We start from the raw sequence: 15787 nt of genomic DNA, 5'->3' as shown, positions 1-15787 counted from the left end.
CACACGTCCACCACAACACCTTGATGACGCCGGTCATCAGGCTACAATATAAAGGTGGGCCTTGGGACGACTCTGTGGGAAAGCTGTGGATAAGTACGTAAACCTGATAAAACTCTCGGTCGGATCGGAAAGTGTAGACACGCTGATCGCGTGGCAGGACAGCCGTAAACCGCTGTACGAGGATGGTTGCCCGCGCCATGTCACCCGCATGTGGCCCAAGCGCGAGGCCGAGATTTTGAACGGCGGGTCAATTTATTGGGTGATCAAGGGTGTAATCCAATGCCGTCAGCGCATCCTGCGGCTGGATGAGGTGCGCGGTGAGGACGGCATCCGCCGTTGCGCCGTCGTGCTTGATCCAGAGGTGCACCGTACGCAAACCGCTCTGAAGCGCCCGTTTCAGGGCTGGCGCTATTTGAAACCCGAAGACACCCCTGCCGATCTGCCAAAAGGGCGCGAGCAGGACGACGCCCTGCCCGATGATTTGAACCGCGCGCTGGCCGAAATCGGAGTGCTTTGATCAGGTCAGGTGATCCAGTAACTTGGATAGAACCGCTTTGTCATCGGCTGAATAGTTGGGCACCCTGCTGCGCCACAGCGTCGCCTGCGACCGTAAGATCACTCCGTCCGACAGAATCTTCAGGTGATTTGCCCGCAGGGTTTCACCGGTCGAAGTGATATCCGCAATCGCCTCGGCCGTTTCGTTCATCACCGTGCCCTCGGTCGCACCCTGACTGTCGACCAGGGTGTAATCGGCGACGCCCGCATCGGTCAGAAACTCGCGCACCAGCCGGTGGTACTTGGTGGCAATCCTCAGCCGATGGCCATGGGTTTTACGAAAGGCCGCTGCAGCAGCGTCCAAATCGTCCAGCGTGTCGACATCCACCCAGCAGGCCGGTGTCGCAATGATCAGGTCAGCCTTACCGAAGCCCAGCTGTGACACCTCTTCCACCTGCTGTTCCCAGCGCGGCAGCTTTTCCTGCACCAGATCAATACCGGTCACGCCCAGATGAATGCGCCCAGCCGCCAGTTCGCGCGGAATTTCCCCTGCAGACAGCAGAATCAGCGATACGCCCTCAATCCCTTCGACCTTACCGGCATATTCCCGGTCCGAACCACTGCGCGACAGGGTAATGCCGCGCTTTTCAAACCACGAGAAGGTTTTCTCCATCAACCGGCCCTTCGAGGGCACGCCCAGTTTCAGGCTCATTGCGCGCCCTCCTCGATTTCCAGGATCAGGTCAGGGCGCAGCACGCCACCCACAGCAGGGATTTCAGCACCATTGCCCAATTGCCGGGTCAGCGCATCATACCGCCCGCCCGTGGCAACCGGAGGCAGGTCCGGGCGTCCCTCAGCATAGAAGCCAAAGACGAACCCGTCGTAATATTCCATGGAAGTACGGCCATAGGCAGCTTCGAAGTCTAGCCTCTCGACATCGACACCACGCGCCTGCAATGCGGCCACGCGTGTCTCAAGACGGTCCAGCGCCGGGGTAATCTGCGGCAGGTCTACCGCCACATCGCGCAGTTGCTCTAACGCAAAAGGCATGGTTTCGCGCACGTTGAGCAAAGTTTCCAACCCGCCTAGTTCGCTGTCGGAAATCGGCGGGATGTCGCGGTCTTCGCGCAAGGCTTCGATCCGCGCCTCAATCTCGCTTGCGCGGCGTTTGCCGATCATCGGCACATCAATGGCCAGCGGGTCCTGGGAATCCAGCAAGGCATCACGGCCTTCTGGCACCGGCTTGCGCCCTGCAAACCGATCCAGCAGATTGCGGAAACGACGCGGATGCCACAGGTGCCGCATCAGGGCGGCCTTGCGGCGATCCGTGGTGCGCAGGCCCTGAACCGCAGCCATCAGGATACCAATATCGCCGGTCGCCGCACGCAACGGCAGCCCGCGCAGCTGAAGGGCGAACAGCGAAAAAACCTCGGCATCTGCGCCCGAGGGATCATCGCGGTCAAAGACCTCGTACCCCACCTGAATGTATTCGTTTGACCGATCCGGGTCGTGCTCCTGACGGCGGAACACCTCACCGGAATAAGTATAGCGCGCGGGTTCAGCCCCATCGCTCATGTGCATCTGCACGACTGGCAGCGTGAAATCTGGGCGCAGCATCTGTTCGCCGCGCAGCGCATCCGAGGTCACATAGGCGCGGGCACGGATATCTTCGCCATAGAGGTCCAGCAGCGTTTCGGCTGGTTGCAACAGGGGCGGGTCGACGACCTGTGCACCAGCGGCCTCGAACCGGACCCGCATCATCGCGGCGCGGGCTTGTATCTGGGAACGGTTGGCCATGGATCAGTCCTGACTGTCCAGAATTTCGCGCACCTTGGCGACCAGATCGCCACGCGGCACTTCGAACTGGCTTGGGCGTTCTTTCCATTCCTCCAGCGTGGCGCTTTCGGCGATCTTCGCACCCAGGATCAGGTCTTTGATCTGTACGATGCCATTGGCCTTTTCATCGCCGCCTTCAATCACCGCGATCGGAGAGTTCCTCTTATCCGCATATTTCAGCTGATTGCCAAAGTTCTTGGGATTGCCCAGATAGACCTCGGCCCGGATGCCAGCATTGCGCAGCTCGGCCACCATGGTCTGATAGTCGGCCATCCGATCCCGGTCCATGACAGTCACAACGACGGGGCCTGTCGCCTGCGCAGCGATCCGACCCTTTTCGCGCAACGCGGCCAGCAAACGGTCGACGCCGATGGAAATACCGGTCGCAGGCACTTCCTGCCCGGTAAATCGCTTGACCAGATCGTCATAGCGACCACCACCAGAGACCGACCCAAACTGCCGCTTGCGGCCTTTCTCGTCGAAAATCTCAAAGGTCAGTTCGGCCTCATACACCGGCCCGGTATAGTAACCGAGGCCACGCACGACTGAAGGGTCAATCTCGATCCGATCCGCACCGTAGCCGCCCGCATCCAGCAACGCGCCGATCTGTTCCAGTTCGGCAATACCATCGGCACCGATCTTGCTGTCACCGACAGCAGCACGCAGGTTGGCCAATGTCCCAGCGGTGTCTGCGGCTTTCGAAGTCAGGAAAGCAATCACTGGTTCGGCCTGATCGTCGCTGAGGCCCACGCCGTCGATAAACGCCCCCGAGGCATCCAGACGGCCTTTGGTCAGCAACTCGCGCACGCCCTGCTCACCCACCTTGTCGAACTTGTCGATGGTGCGCAGGACATTGTCGCGGGCAGCAGCGTCTTCGCCCAGTCCCATCGCCTCAAGCACGCCGTTCAGAACTTTGCGGTTGTTGACCCGTACCAAGTAGTCGCCGCGCGGGATGCCCACGGTTTCCAGCGTGTCCGACAACATGGCGCAAATCTCGGCATCGGCCGCCATCGAGGCCGTACCCACAGTATCCGCGTCACACTGGTAAAACTGACGATAGCGTCCCGGACCCGGCTTTTCGTTGCGCCAGACCGGGCCCATCGCATAGCGGCGATAAGGTGTCGGTAGATCATTGCGGTGCTGCGCATAGACACGGGCTAGTGGCGCGGTCAGGTCATAGCGCAGGGCCATCCAGTCGCCCTTGTCATTCTCGTCCACTTCCTGCCACGCGAACACACCCTCGTTCGGGCGATCTACGTCGGGAAGGAACTTGCCCAGCGCCTCAACGGTCTCAACCGCGCTGCTCTCTAAGGCATCAAAACCATATCGATGATAGACGTCCGCAATAGCCCGCAGCATCTCGGTGCGCTGCGTGACTTCCTGGCCGAAATAGTCGCGGAACCCTTTTGGCGTTACTGCCTTGGGGCGGGGCTGTTTCTTGGGCTTGGCCATGTGGGGCGTCCTTGGGCGTTTAGTGTTCCGCGCGCGGTCTATCCCATGGTCCGCATCGGGGCAAGGCGCGCTTTCGCTGGCCTTGGGCCTCACGTGTCGCTATGACCGGCAAAGAAGGAGTCTCCCATGCAGCATTTGGAAGAGCAGATCGCCCATCTGACCCGCACGGTCGAAGAACTAAACACGGTTGTCACCCGCCAGCAATCCGAGATCGACCGCCTGACCCGCCGGGTCGAGATGCTGATGCGTCGCGAAGGCGAACGGGCGCAGGAAGGATCAGGTGGTGTTGTGTTCGGAGACGAACGTCCGCCGCATTATTGAGCGCTTTTTGTGTACCGCCTTTATCAAGAGGCTGAAATTCTATTTCTTCAGTCTCATTGGTGAAACGGGTTGCATTCACAGCAACCAAATAACCGGAGAAAATTAATGGTCAAAAAACTCGCTCTGGTTACCGGTGCCGCGCGCGGTATTGGGCTGGCCACCTCAAGACTGTTTCTCCAGGACGGGTGGCACGTGGCGATGGTCGATCGTGATGCGGAAGCATTGACCGAGGCGGCGAGCAATCTTGATGGCACGATGCCGATTGTTGCCGATGTTTCAGATCCAGATCAGGTGGACGATACAATACAGGCCGTTATGTCAAATTTTGGACGAATTGACGCCGTGGTGAACAATGCGGGTATCGCCGAATTTGGACCAATCGAGCAACACGACTTTGCGGTGTGGCGCCGCGTCATGGAAACCAATCTTGACGGTGTGTTTCTGGTTTCACAGGCTTCAATTCCAGCCCTTCGCGAAAGCCGAGGGGCAATTGTCAATATCGCCTCGATCTCGGGACTGCGGGCCAGCACCCTACGTGTTGCGTACGGCACCTCAAAAGCTGGCGTCATCCACCTGACCAAACAGCAGGCTGCAGAATTGGGAGAATACGGGATTCGAGCCAATTGCGTCTGTCCCGGCCCGGTTCGTACCAAGCTGGCGATGGCCGTTCATACACCCGAAATCATCAACGCGTATCATGACGCCATTCCGCTGAACCGTTATGGTTCGGAAGAAGAGATCGCTCAGGTGATCTTATTTCTTTGCTCGGAAAAGGCCAGCTATGTAACGGGCCAAGTGATTGCGTCCGATGGCGGGTTCGAGAGCACTGGCGTCGGGCTGCCCGCACTGCGGTCACCCGACTGAATTCTCAATCCAGAAATCTGGTCAGAGATACGGAAAACCGTTGATCACAGACCCAGCGTCGTTTTCACCGCATTGTCGACCACCCCGCCCAAGAGGGCATGCTTATCCGCGGCGCAGCCTTCCGACAGTGCGGCTATGAAAGCTTCACGCAGTTGGGCCTTTTCTTCGTCCGTGGTCGCGTGATCTTCGATATTGATCTGGCGGTTGTAGAGCGATAGGGCCGTCATCTTACCAACAACCTCTACAACAAAGGCTTCATCCCCGTCCGCCTCCTCGGCAATCGAGGCGCAGGTATAGTGCATCACAGGCAATGCGTCCTGGACCATCTGTTCAGCAGCCTCATCGGCCGTCGCCAAACACGGGGCCGCCAGGATCGCGGCGCAAACAAGCATTCTGAATCTAACAAACCGCATCACAATCACTTCCAGTTATGTCCGATAATGGCCCCGGCCACGCCACCGATGGCTGCACCCTTGCCGTCGCCGATCAACGCACCCACGCCCGCTCCGATCAAAGCGCCTTCGATCGTTTGCTTTTTCTTCTTGTCATCCTTGTCATCTGCCAGCGACCCGGACGCCACCGCCAGTGACGCAGCGGCTGCCAATGCAAATATTCTGAACCCAATAGCTGTAATTGCCATAGCTGTGCCCTCCTGTGACACACCCCGAAACGGGGCATAAGTCCAGCCTAGCGGCGCAAAAACACTGTGGCAACAAAAGGGTGGGTCAGATTTCCTCGACCATGGTGACGCCATCCAAAGATTTAATGGCCCCCTTGATCTGCGGATTGATTGGGAAATCCTGTCCCAGATCCATCTCAACATCCCCCGGCAGACCGGGATCCAGCAGACAGATGTGGATCGGCCCTTTGGCCGCGCGCTTGGCTGCACCAGCCGCGTCTTCTAGAACCTTGGCGACCGTCGGCAGCACCTCGGGGACGTCAACAAATATTCGCAACCCCGTTGCGCCTGCTTCGGCAACTACAGAATCAACCGGCCCAACAGAATTCGCAAGCAACTTGAGCTGATCGGATTCCATTTCAGCTTTGACGGTCAGCACCACTTGCGACCCGGTCTCTAGAAACTCGCGCGATTTCTCCAGTGTTTCCGAAAACAGCGTGACCTCAAACGCCCCACTTGGGTCAGACAATTGCGCAAAGGCAAAGCGGTTGCCCTTGGCCGATTTGCGTTCCTGACGCCCAGACACCACACCGGCCATCTTGGCAATGAACGGACCCGAGCGCGCCTGTTCCGTCACCTCATCCAATGTCATGACCTTCTTGCGTTTCAGCGCGGGCATGTAGTCGTCCAGCGGGTGACCGGACAGATAGAAACCGATGGCTTTGAACTCTTCGCTCAGGCGTTCTGCAGGCAGCCAGTCCGGCGTCTGCGACAGGCGGGGTTCGGGTAGATCATCGCCAGCCTCACCGAACAATGATACCTGGTTCGAGTTCTTTTGGTCGTGGATCGCCGCCGAGTATTGTACCAGCGGATCAAGGCTTTCGAACACACGGCGGCGGTTTTTATCAAGCTGGTCGAATGCCCCGGCCCGCGCCAGCATTTCAAGCGGGCGTTTGCCGACTTTCTTCAGGTCCACACGGCGGGCAAAGTCGAACAGGTTGACGAATGGCTTGTCGCCGCGGCCATCAACCACGAGGGTCATGGCCTCGGCGCCCACGTTCTTGAGCGCGCCCAGCGCATAGACCAACTGCCCGTCGACTACATCAAAGGTTGACAGAGATCGGTTCACGCAGGGCGGCACGTAGGGCAGCTCTAACCCCTTGCGAACCTCTTCGAAATACACGGCCAGTTTGTCGGTCAGATGGATATCGCAGTTCATGACACCCGCCATGAACTCGACCGGGTGGTTCGCCTTTAGCCAACCGGTTTGATAGCTGACCACTGCATAAGCGGCAGCGTGAGATTTGTTGAAACCATAGTTGGCGAATTTTTCCAACAGGTCGAAAACCTCAGAGGCTTTCTTGGCATCCACGCCATTCTCACCCGCGCCCTTTTCGAATTTGGGGCGTTCGGCATCCATCGCCTCTTTGATCTTCTTACCCATCGCGCGGCGCAACAGGTCCGCGCCACCAAGGCTGTACCCAGCCATCACCTGCGCGATCTGCATCACTTGTTCCTGATAGACGATGATGCCTTGGGTTTCCTCAAGGATGTGGTCGATCAGAGGATGTACGGATTCAATCTTGCGAAGCCCATTCTTGACCTCGCAGTAAGTGGGGATGTTCTCCATTGGCCCCGGGCGATAGAGCGCCACAAGCGCCACGATATCCTCAATACACGTGGGCTTCATGCGTTTCAGCGCATCCATCATACCCGACGATTCCACCTGGAACACCGCCACCGTCTTGGCGGCTGAATAGAGCTTATACGTCGCTTCGTCATCCAGCGGGATAGCGTTGATCTGGTTTTCGGCCCCCTCGGCGGGCTCATACAGTTCCGTGCTATCGGCGGCGATGTGCAGGGGTCGACCGGATTTGAAGATCAGATCCATCGCATTCTGGATTACGGTCAGGGTTTTCAGACCCAAGAAGTCGAACTTGACGAGACCGGCCTGTTCCACCCATTTCATATTGAATTGAGTTGCAGGCATATCCGAACGCGGATCTTGATACAGCGGCACCAGCGCGTCCAGCGGACGGTCCCCAATCACTACCCCCGCCGCGTGGGTCGAGGCGTTCCGCAACAGACCCTCGACCTGCTGGCCATAGGTAAGCAGCCGGTCCACGACCTCTTCACTGCGGGCCTCTTCGCGCAGGCGGGGTTCGTCTTTCAACGCTTTTTCGATGGAGACGGGTTTGACACCCTCGACCGGGATCATCTTGGACAGACGATCCACCTGGCCATAGGGCATCTGTAACACTCGCCCGATATCGCGCACGGCGGCCTTGGACAGCAAGGCACCAAAAGTGATGATCTGCCCCACCTTATCGCGCCCGTATTTCTGCTGCACGTAGCGGATCACCCGTTCACGGCGGTCCATGCAAAAGTCGATATCGAAGTCGGGCATAGAAACCCGTTCGGGGTTCAGGAACCGTTCGAACAGCAGTGAATAACGTAGCGGATCAAGGTCCGTGATGGTCAGAGCATAGGCCACCAGCGAGCCCGCACCCGAACCCCGCCCCGGCCCCACCGGGATATCGTGATCCTTGGCCCATTGGATAAAGTCGGCAACGATCAGGAAATAGCCAGGAAACCCCATGCCTTCGATGATGCCCAGTTCGAAATCCAGCCGTTTCTGATATTCCTCGGGCGTCACCGCATGCGGGATAACCGCCAGACGTTTTTGCAGACCTTCATTGGCGATGCGGCGCAATTCGGCGACCTCGTCATCGGCGAATTTTGGCAGGATCGGGTCGCGGCGATAGGCCATGAAGGCGCATCGTTTGGCGATTTCCACCGTATTCTCGATCGCCTCGGGCAAATCCGCGAACAGTGTCACCATTTCCTGCTGCGACTTGAAGTAATGCTGCGCAGTCAGACGGCGGCGCCCGTCCTGCTGATCGACATACGCCCCTTCGGAAATACAGATCAGCGCATCATGGGCCTCGTACATGTCCGAGGTGGGAAAAAAGACATCATTGGTGGCGACCAGCGGCAGGTTCTTGGCATAGGCCATTTCGACATGCCCACGCTCGGTCAGGTGTTCGGCCTCGGGCTGACCACCCTCGCCCGGATGGCGTTGCAACTCGATGTAAAGACGATCAGGGAACATGCCCGCCAGCCGATCCACCAAAGCCTCAGCCGCCGGGAGTTGGCCTTGCTGCAGTAACATACCCACCGGCCCGTCCGGCCCACCTGTCAGGCAGATCAGGCCGCCCGAGTGCTGTGCCAGTTCTTCCAAGGTGACTTGCGGAAGCTGTCCGCCCTTGTCCACGTAAAGGCAGGAACTCAGCTTCATCAGGTTCTCATATCCGACCTCGGACTGCGCCAGCAGCACCAGCGGAGCCGGGATTTTCGGCTTTTCACCCGGCTGTGCCTGCACATAGGTCAGATCAACCTGGCACCCCATAATCGGTTGCACCCCTGCCCCGCTTGCGGTGACCGAAAACTCCAAAGCCGAGAACATGCTGTTGGTGTCGGTCACGGCGACGGCTGGCATCTCCATTTTTTCGCATAATGCGGGCAGTTTTTTCAGCCGTACGGCGCCTTCCAGCAGGGAATATTCGGTGTGAACGCGGAGGTGAATGAATCGTGTGGTGCTGCTCATACCGCCTACGCTATCCCAGCCAGCGGCGCGGCAAAAGCGGGAACCGATGCTTTTGAAAGCTTAAAAAATCAAAACCGATTGTTCGGTTTTTACAGAAGGTGCTTCGGGCAGAAATTCGTTGGATTGACAGAAAACACTTTAATTTCAGATGCCTGAATATTACAGAAACCCGGTGTTTTTTCGCAAAACGGTCCTAATGGTACATCATATAGGCAGTTTTTCTTGCCAGATAACCTGCCCTGTTTCTAACATCTAATGGCAAGCTTTCCGCCCGCCACTCTTTCTACGTCGCATCGAAGGAGGGCCACAGGGGCGCAACCGGGTAAGGCGACGGGTTTCTCGAATGGATATCACGTTTCTTCTGAACGGAGAGACAGTGGAACTGGCGGATGTCGATCCGACAGCGACCCTGCTGGATTGGCTACGCGAGGATCGGGGCCTGACCGGCACCAAGGAAGGCTGCAACGAAGGTGATTGCGGGGCTTGCACCGTCATGGTCACGGATGAAGGCGGCGCCAAGGCGCTGAATTCCTGCATCCTGTTTTTACCGCAACTGCACGGCAAAGCGGTTCGTACCGTCGAAGGTGCAAGTGGCCCAAATGGCGAAGCCCATCCGGTGCAGCAGGCCATGGTTGATCTGCATGGATCGCAATGCGGCTTTTGCACCCCCGGTTTCGTGATGTCGATGGTGGCCAGTCATTCAAACGACGCAAGGGACCATGACACGCAGTTGGCGGGGAACCTTTGTCGCTGCACCGGATACGCCCCGATCATCCGCGCGGCCAAAGCCGCCGAAGAACACCCCGTGCCCGTTTGGGTCAAGGACAAACCTGTTTCTACACCTGCCACGATGCCCATGCTGCCGGGCTCCTCTGACGAATTGGCCGCGGTCTATGCCGAACACCCAGATGCCACTCTGGTCGCGGGCGCAACCGATGTAGGGCTGTGGGTCACCAAGCAATTGCGCGATCTTGATCCGGTGATCTTCCTGAACCGCTGTGACGATCTGAAAGACATTACAATAACGGACGATGAAATTCGTTTTGGGGCCATGGTCGATATGAACCGCATGGGCGAGGCGCTGACCGATCTGCACCCCTCGTACGCCGAAATGATCCGCCGATATGCCAGCGTTCAGGTGCGCCACGCGGCCACCGTCGGCGGCAACATCGCCAATGGCTCCCCCATCGGGGACAACCCGCCCGCGCTGATTGCCCTGAACGCCACCCTGCATCTGCGCAAGGGCAACGACCGCCGTTCGATACCGCTGGAGGAGTTCTTCATCGACTACGGCAAACAGGACCGCACCCCCGGCGAGTTTGTCGAGGCCGTCAGCTTCCCCCGTCAGGCGGATCGCCTGAAGGCTTATAAGATCAGCAAACGGTTCGATCAGGATATCTCGGCCGTGTGTGGCTGTTTCAACATCACCGTTTCAGATGGTGTCGTCGACCAGGCGCGCATCGCCTTTGGCGGCATGACCGGCGTCCCAAAACGCGCCACTCAAGTCGAGGCCGCGTTGAACGGGAATCCATGGACACGTGAAACGGTGCATACTGCGATGCTGGCCTTTGACGATGACTTTACACCAATGACGGATATGCGCGCCTCTGCCACCTATCGGCTTGAGACGGCCAAGGCGCTGCTGGAAAGGTATTACCTTGAAGATCAGGGCCACGTGACCAACGTGCTGGAGGTGTCGGCATGAGCGTGACAAAACCCCTCCCCCACGACGCAGCGCCGCTTCATGTGTCCGGCACCGCCCGCTACGTAGATGACATTCCGACGCCCAAGGGGACGCTGTATCTGGCGTTTGGTATGAGCCCGATTGCCAAGGGCAAGATCACCGCGATGGATTTGTCCGCTGTCAAAGCAGCCGAAGGCGTCGAGATGGTCATGACGGCCGAAGACCTGCCTTTTGCCAACGATGTCTCGCCCTCGATCCATGATGAGCCGCTGCTGTCTGACGGCACCGTTCACTATATCGGCCAACCCGTTTTTCTGGTGGTCGCCAACAGCCATCTGGCCGCCCGCAAGGCCGCACGGCTGGGCAAGATCGACTATGACGAAGAAATCCCAATCCTGACGGTCGAAGAGGCGCTTGCTGCCAATAGCCGGTTCGAGGAAGGCCCGCGCATTTATGCCAAGGGCGACGCGGATGCGGCTATCGCGGGCGCGACCCATGTTATCGACGGGGGCTTTGAGCTCGGCGGGCAGGAACATTTCTATCTGGAAGGTCAGGCCGCCCTGGCCGTGCCGAACGAAGGTGCGGATATGCTGGTGCATTCCTCGACCCAGCACCCGACCGAGATTCAGCACAAGGTTGCTGACGCTTTGGGCGTTCCAATGCACGCCGTACGGGTCGAAACCCGCCGCATGGGCGGAGGGTTCGGCGGCAAGGAAAGCCAGGGCAACGCGCTGGCAGTGGCCTGTGCCATTGCCGCGCGTGTAACCGGCAAGGCCTGCAAGATGCGCTATGACCGCGACGATGACATGGTCATCACCGGCAAGCGCCATGCGTTCCGGATTTCGTATCGCGCAGGCTTTGATGAGCATGGCCATATTCAGGGCGTGTCCTTCCTGCAATACGCCATCTGCGGCTGGGCGCAGGACCTGTCCCTGCCGGTCGCTGACCGTGCCATGCTGCATTCGGATAATGCCTATCTGTTGCCCAATGCGCGGATTGAAAGCCACCGGCTGAAAACCAACACCCAATCCGCCACCGCCTACCGCGGATTTGGCGGCCCGCAGGGCATGATCGCGATTGAACGGGTCATGGACCACGCCGCTTATGAATTGGGTCTGGACCCGGTCGAGCTGCGCCGCCGGAACTATTACGACCCTGCCCATCCGCCAACCATGGAACCTGAACATCTGGCGAAGCGTCCGTTGGAACGCGTCGATCCGCATGAGGATCTGACAAGCCTTGGCGCTGTTGAGCAGGTTGAGACCGCTCCGCCCGTGCGCCCGGTGCCGGAAGGCGGCAATACAACGCCCTACGGCATGGAAGTCACCGATTTCGAACTGCACGGCATGACCGAAGCGCTGCTGAAATCCAGCGACTATGCCGCGCGCAAGACGGCGATCGCGGCGTGGAACGCCGAAAACAGCGTGATCAAGAAAGGCATCGCCTTCTCTCCGGTGAAATTCGGGATTTCCTTCACGCTGACCCACCTGAACCAGGCGGGTGCGCTGGTGCATGTGTATCAGGACGGTTCGGTCCACTTGAACCATGGCGGCACAGAAATGGGCCAGGGCCTGTTCCAGAAAGTCGCGCAGGTTGCGGCCTCGCGCTTTGGCATTCCGCTCGAGTTGGTAAAGATCACCGCCACAGACACGGCCAAGGTGCCGAATACCTCTGCCACGGCCGCGTCTTCGGGCAGTGACTTGAACGGCATGGCGGTGAAGGCCGCGTGCGACACGATCCGCGATCGGATGGCCGACTATCTGGCCGAACGGCATCAGGCTGATCCGTCCAGCGTTACCTTCACGGATGGCCACGTCTCGGTCGGCGAAGAACGCTATACCTTCGCTGAAGCCGCTGCATTGGCGTATCAAGGGCGCATCAGTCTGTCGGCAACCGGGTTCTACAAGACGCCTAAGATCGAATGGGACCGGATCAAGGGCCGGGGCCGCCCGTTTTACTACTTTGCTTATGGCGCTTCGATCACCGAGGTTGCCGTCGACACATTGACCGGAGAGAACCGCATTCTGCGCACCGACATCCTGCATGATGCGGGTGCGTCGCTGAACCCGGCACTGGATATCGGGCAGGTAGAAGGTGGCTATGTGCAAGGCGCAGGCTGGCTGACGACCGAAGAACTGGTCTGGGACGACAAGGGCAACCTGCGCACGCATGCACCGTCAACCTACAAAATCCCCGCCTGTTCGGACCGACCCGACATTTTCAACGTCGCACTCTGGGACGGACAGAACCGCGAAGACACGATCTATCGCTCAAAAGCGGTGGGTGAGCCGCCCTTTATGTTAGGAATTTCCGCCTGGCTGGCACTGTCCAACGCGGTGACGGCCTGTGGAGACAGCTACCCGGCACTGGATGCGCCTGCCACGGCCGAAGAAGTCTGGCGCGGCGTCCAAAGGGTGAAGGGAGGCATCTGATGGGATTCGACCTGGAGGCTTTGAGGGAGGCGGTCAAAACCAACGGGAAAGTAACTCGGGTGGTCATCGCGGCGATCAAAGGGTCGTCCCCACGCGAAGTTGGGGCCGCTATGCTGGTTTGGAAGGATGGGCAAAGCGGTACAATCGGGGGTGGCGTACTTGAATACGAAGCAGCCCAGGCCGCACGAACCCAAATCGTATCCTCGCGACTGACGCATCATGCGCTTGGCCCAGACATGGGGCAGTGCTGCGGCGGCGCGGTCTCGTTGTTTAGCGAAGTCTTTGACGCCAACGCGGTGGACGCTCTGGACGATATGGTCATCGCAAGAACGGCAGCGGGAGGTGACATGCCCCTGTCCGTCAAACGCCTGCTGGCGGCTGCGCGCGGTCAGGGTATCGCGCCCGATCCGCAACTGATCGACGGCTGGATGGTTGAACCGGTACACAAACCGGCCCGCAATCTGTGGATATGGGGTGCAGGTCATGTCGGCCGTGCACTTGTGGATGTGCTCGCACCATTGCCCGATCTGGCAATCACATGGGTCGACACTGCACCTGAGCGTTTTCCGAACACGGTTCCAAACGGAGTAACAGTGGTTCCGGTAGCAAAACCGGCCGAGTTGGTGCGCCACGCGCCGACCAATGCCGAACATCTTGTGCTGACTTATTCACACAATCTGGACCTGGAGCTGTGCAACCGGCTGCTTTCACACGATTTCCGCTTTGCGGGGCTGATCGGCTCGGCTACGAAATGGGCGCGATTCCGGTCTCGGTTGGCAGCGCTGGGGCATATGCCCGAACGGATTAACCGGATCACCTGTCCAATCGGCGACCCCGACTTGGGCAAACACCCGCAGATGATCGCCGTTGGCGTCGCAGCAGACCTGCTGCGTCCCGCCCGGCAGAACGAATTGAAAAAGGACCTGAGCGCGTGACCACTCCACTGCTAAGCTTACAAGGTTTAACCAAGGCCTATCCCGGCGTCGTGGCCAATGATCAGGTGTCCTTTGACATCGGCGAAGGCGAAGTTCATGCCCTGCTGGGCGAAAACGGCGCGGGTAAATCCACGCTGGTGAAAATGATCTATGGGCTGGTGAAGCCCGACAGCGGCACAATGCTGCTGCGCGGTCAGGCTTTTGCGCCACCGGAACCCCGCGCCGCACGAGCCGACGGGATCGCGATGGTGTTCCAGCACTTCTCGCTGTTTGACGCGCTGAACGTGGCCGAAAATATCGCGCTGGGGATGGAGAACCCGCCGCCGATGGGCGATCTGGCCTCGCGTATCCGCGAAGTGTCGGAAACCTATGGCCTGCCGCTGGACCCGTTCCGCACCGTTGGCGATCTTTCCGCCGGCGAGCGTCAGCGGGTCGAGATCATCCGCTGCCTGTTGCAGGACCCCAAGCTGCTGATCATGGACGAGCCGACCTCGGTTCTGACCCCGCAAGAGGTTGAGATCCTGTTCGAAACACTGAACAAATTGCGGTCCGAGGGCACCTCGATCCTGTATATCTCGCACAAGCTGGAAGAAATTCGCACGCTTTGCGACCACGCCACCATTTTGCGTCTGGGCAAGAACGTAGGTGAGTGTGTGCCCTCTGAAACCTCGGCGCGGGACATGGCCGAGATGATGGTCGGCTCGACCTTGCAGACACCGGAACGCTCGGGGCGTGAATTTGGCGAGGTAGCGCTGGATGTAAGCGGGCTGTCGGTTCCGTCGCCCTCGGAATTTGGCACGGCTTTGAAGAACGTTCACATGACAGTCCGTAAGGGCGAGGTTCTGGGGGTCGGCGGTGTGGCTGGCAACGGTCAGGATGAACTGCTGGGCGTCCTGTCCGGTGAAATCCAGACAACAGCAGATGCCATCAAGTTTAACGGCCAGCCGATCGGCAAGCTGGGGCCGACGGCCCGACGCAAGCTGGGCGTGCTGACCGCGCCCGAAGAACGGCTGGGCCATGCAGCGGCCCCGGACATGAGCCTGACCGAAAACGCTTTGCTGACCGGTTCGGTGCGCGAAGGTTTGGAAAGCAACGGCTTTCTGAAGTGGTCAGAAACCAAAAGTTTCGCCGAGAAAATCATCAGCGCCTTCGACGTCCGCACGCCGGGCCCCGAAAATGCGGCGCGGTCATTATCAGGCGGCAACCTGCAGAAATTCGTGATCGGACGCGAGGTGTTGCAGAACCCTGACGTTCTGGTGGTGAACCAGCCCACCTGGGGCGTGGACGCGGCGGCTGCAGCCTCGATCCGGCAGTCCATTCTGGACCTGGCGGCCAAAGGAACCGCAGTCATCTGCATTAGCCAAGATCTAGATGAATTAATGGAAATCTCGGACAGCTTTGCCGCCCTCAACGAAGGGCGTCTGAGCGCGCCGCGCCCAACCACCGGCCTGACCGTGGATGAGATTGGCCTGATGATGGGCGGCGCACATGGCATGGAGGTGGCCCATGTCTAATCCATTACAAAAGAATGAAATCAGGGGG

The 15787-nt window shown here is 59.1% G+C and carries 13 protein-coding genes; 7 read left to right on the top strand and 6 right to left on the bottom strand.

The window, feature by feature from the left end; all coding sequences use genetic code 11:
• Positions 1-85 precede the first annotated feature (85 nt).
• On the top strand, positions 86-517 hold the full coding sequence (locus ACR0B0_RS00205) for a DUF1489 family protein (protein ID WP_480645976.1): 432 nt from the start codon (positions 86-88) through the stop codon (positions 515-517).
• On the opposite strand, the gene hisG is transcribed toward ACR0B0_RS00205, so the two are convergent.
• Genes hisG through hisS form a run of 3 tightly spaced genes read right to left on the bottom strand, consistent with a single transcriptional unit; the run spans position 518 to position 3783 of the window.
• Positions 518-1207, bottom strand: a complete 690-nt coding sequence (gene hisG / locus ACR0B0_RS00200) for an ATP phosphoribosyltransferase (RefSeq protein WP_170347800.1) — start codon at positions 1205-1207, stop codon at positions 518-520.
• Positions 1204-2292, bottom strand: a complete 1089-nt coding sequence (locus tag ACR0B0_RS00195) for an ATP phosphoribosyltransferase regulatory subunit (protein ID WP_170347799.1) — start codon at positions 2290-2292, stop codon at positions 1204-1206. Before ACR0B0_RS00195 ends, hisG begins: the two co-directional genes overlap by 4 nt.
• Before the next feature lie 3 nt (positions 2293-2295).
• A complete protein-coding gene (gene hisS / locus ACR0B0_RS00190; RefSeq protein ID WP_170347798.1) occupies positions 2296-3783 on the bottom strand; it encodes a histidine--tRNA ligase in 1488 nt (495 codons plus the stop codon).
• A 126-nt stretch (positions 3784-3909) separates the two neighbouring features.
• On the opposite strand from hisS, the gene ACR0B0_RS00185 reads away from it, so the two are divergent.
• Both ACR0B0_RS00185 and ACR0B0_RS00180 read left to right on the top strand, forming a co-directional pair.
• The gene (locus ACR0B0_RS00185) at positions 3910-4104 is read left to right on the top strand and encodes a SlyX family protein (RefSeq protein ID WP_170347797.1); all 195 of its coding nucleotides are present in this window, start codon (positions 3910-3912) and stop codon (positions 4102-4104) included.
• 105 nt (positions 4105-4209) lie between these two features.
• Complete coding sequence (locus ACR0B0_RS00180; RefSeq protein ID WP_480645974.1) at positions 4210-4968, top strand: SDR family NAD(P)-dependent oxidoreductase; 759 nt, start codon at positions 4210-4212, stop codon at positions 4966-4968.
• A 44-nt stretch (positions 4969-5012) separates the two neighbouring features.
• On the opposite strand, the gene ACR0B0_RS00175 is transcribed toward ACR0B0_RS00180, so the two are convergent.
• From ACR0B0_RS00175 to dnaE, 3 genes are all read right to left on the bottom strand, one after another.
• On the bottom strand, positions 5013-5381 hold the full coding sequence (locus ACR0B0_RS00175; RefSeq protein ID WP_480635759.1) for a hypothetical protein: 369 nt from the start codon (positions 5379-5381) through the stop codon (positions 5013-5015).
• A gap of 5 nt (positions 5382-5386) precedes the next feature.
• Entirely contained in the window at positions 5387-5608 is a 222-nt protein-coding gene (locus tag ACR0B0_RS00170; protein WP_480645972.1) for a YMGG-like glycine zipper-containing protein, read from the bottom strand.
• Between the two features lie 85 nt (positions 5609-5693).
• Entirely contained in the window at positions 5694-9194 is a 3501-nt protein-coding gene (dnaE, locus tag ACR0B0_RS00165) for a DNA polymerase III subunit alpha (protein ID WP_480645970.1), read from the bottom strand.
• A gap of 343 nt (positions 9195-9537) precedes the next feature.
• Here dnaE and xdhA point away from each other — a divergent pair, with 343 nt between their 5' ends.
• The 4 genes from xdhA to ACR0B0_RS00145 are packed head-to-tail and all read left to right on the top strand — an operon-like array spanning position 9538 to position 15759.
• Positions 9538-10899: a xanthine dehydrogenase small subunit gene (gene xdhA, locus ACR0B0_RS00160; protein WP_480645968.1), complete on the top strand. Its 1362-nt coding sequence runs from the start codon at positions 9538-9540 to the stop codon at positions 10897-10899.
• Complete coding sequence (xdhB, locus tag ACR0B0_RS00155) at positions 10896-13310, top strand: xanthine dehydrogenase molybdopterin binding subunit (protein WP_480645966.1); 2415 nt, start codon at positions 10896-10898, stop codon at positions 13308-13310. Before xdhA ends, xdhB begins: the two co-directional genes overlap by 4 nt.
• Entirely contained in the window at positions 13310-14245 is a 936-nt protein-coding gene (gene xdhC, locus ACR0B0_RS00150) for a xanthine dehydrogenase accessory protein XdhC (RefSeq protein WP_170347791.1), read from the top strand. Before xdhB ends, xdhC begins: the two co-directional genes overlap by 1 nt.
• The gene (locus tag ACR0B0_RS00145; protein ID WP_170347790.1) at positions 14242-15759 is read left to right on the top strand and encodes an ABC transporter ATP-binding protein; all 1518 of its coding nucleotides are present in this window, start codon (positions 14242-14244) and stop codon (positions 15757-15759) included. Before xdhC ends, ACR0B0_RS00145 begins: the two co-directional genes overlap by 4 nt.
• Positions 15760-15787: the final 28 nt, after the last annotated feature.

Source organism: Ruegeria sp. BA12 (genome assembly GCF_056539625.1).
The sequence above is the reverse complement of the archived record's forward strand: the minus strand, read 5'-3'. Positions and strand labels throughout refer to the sequence as shown.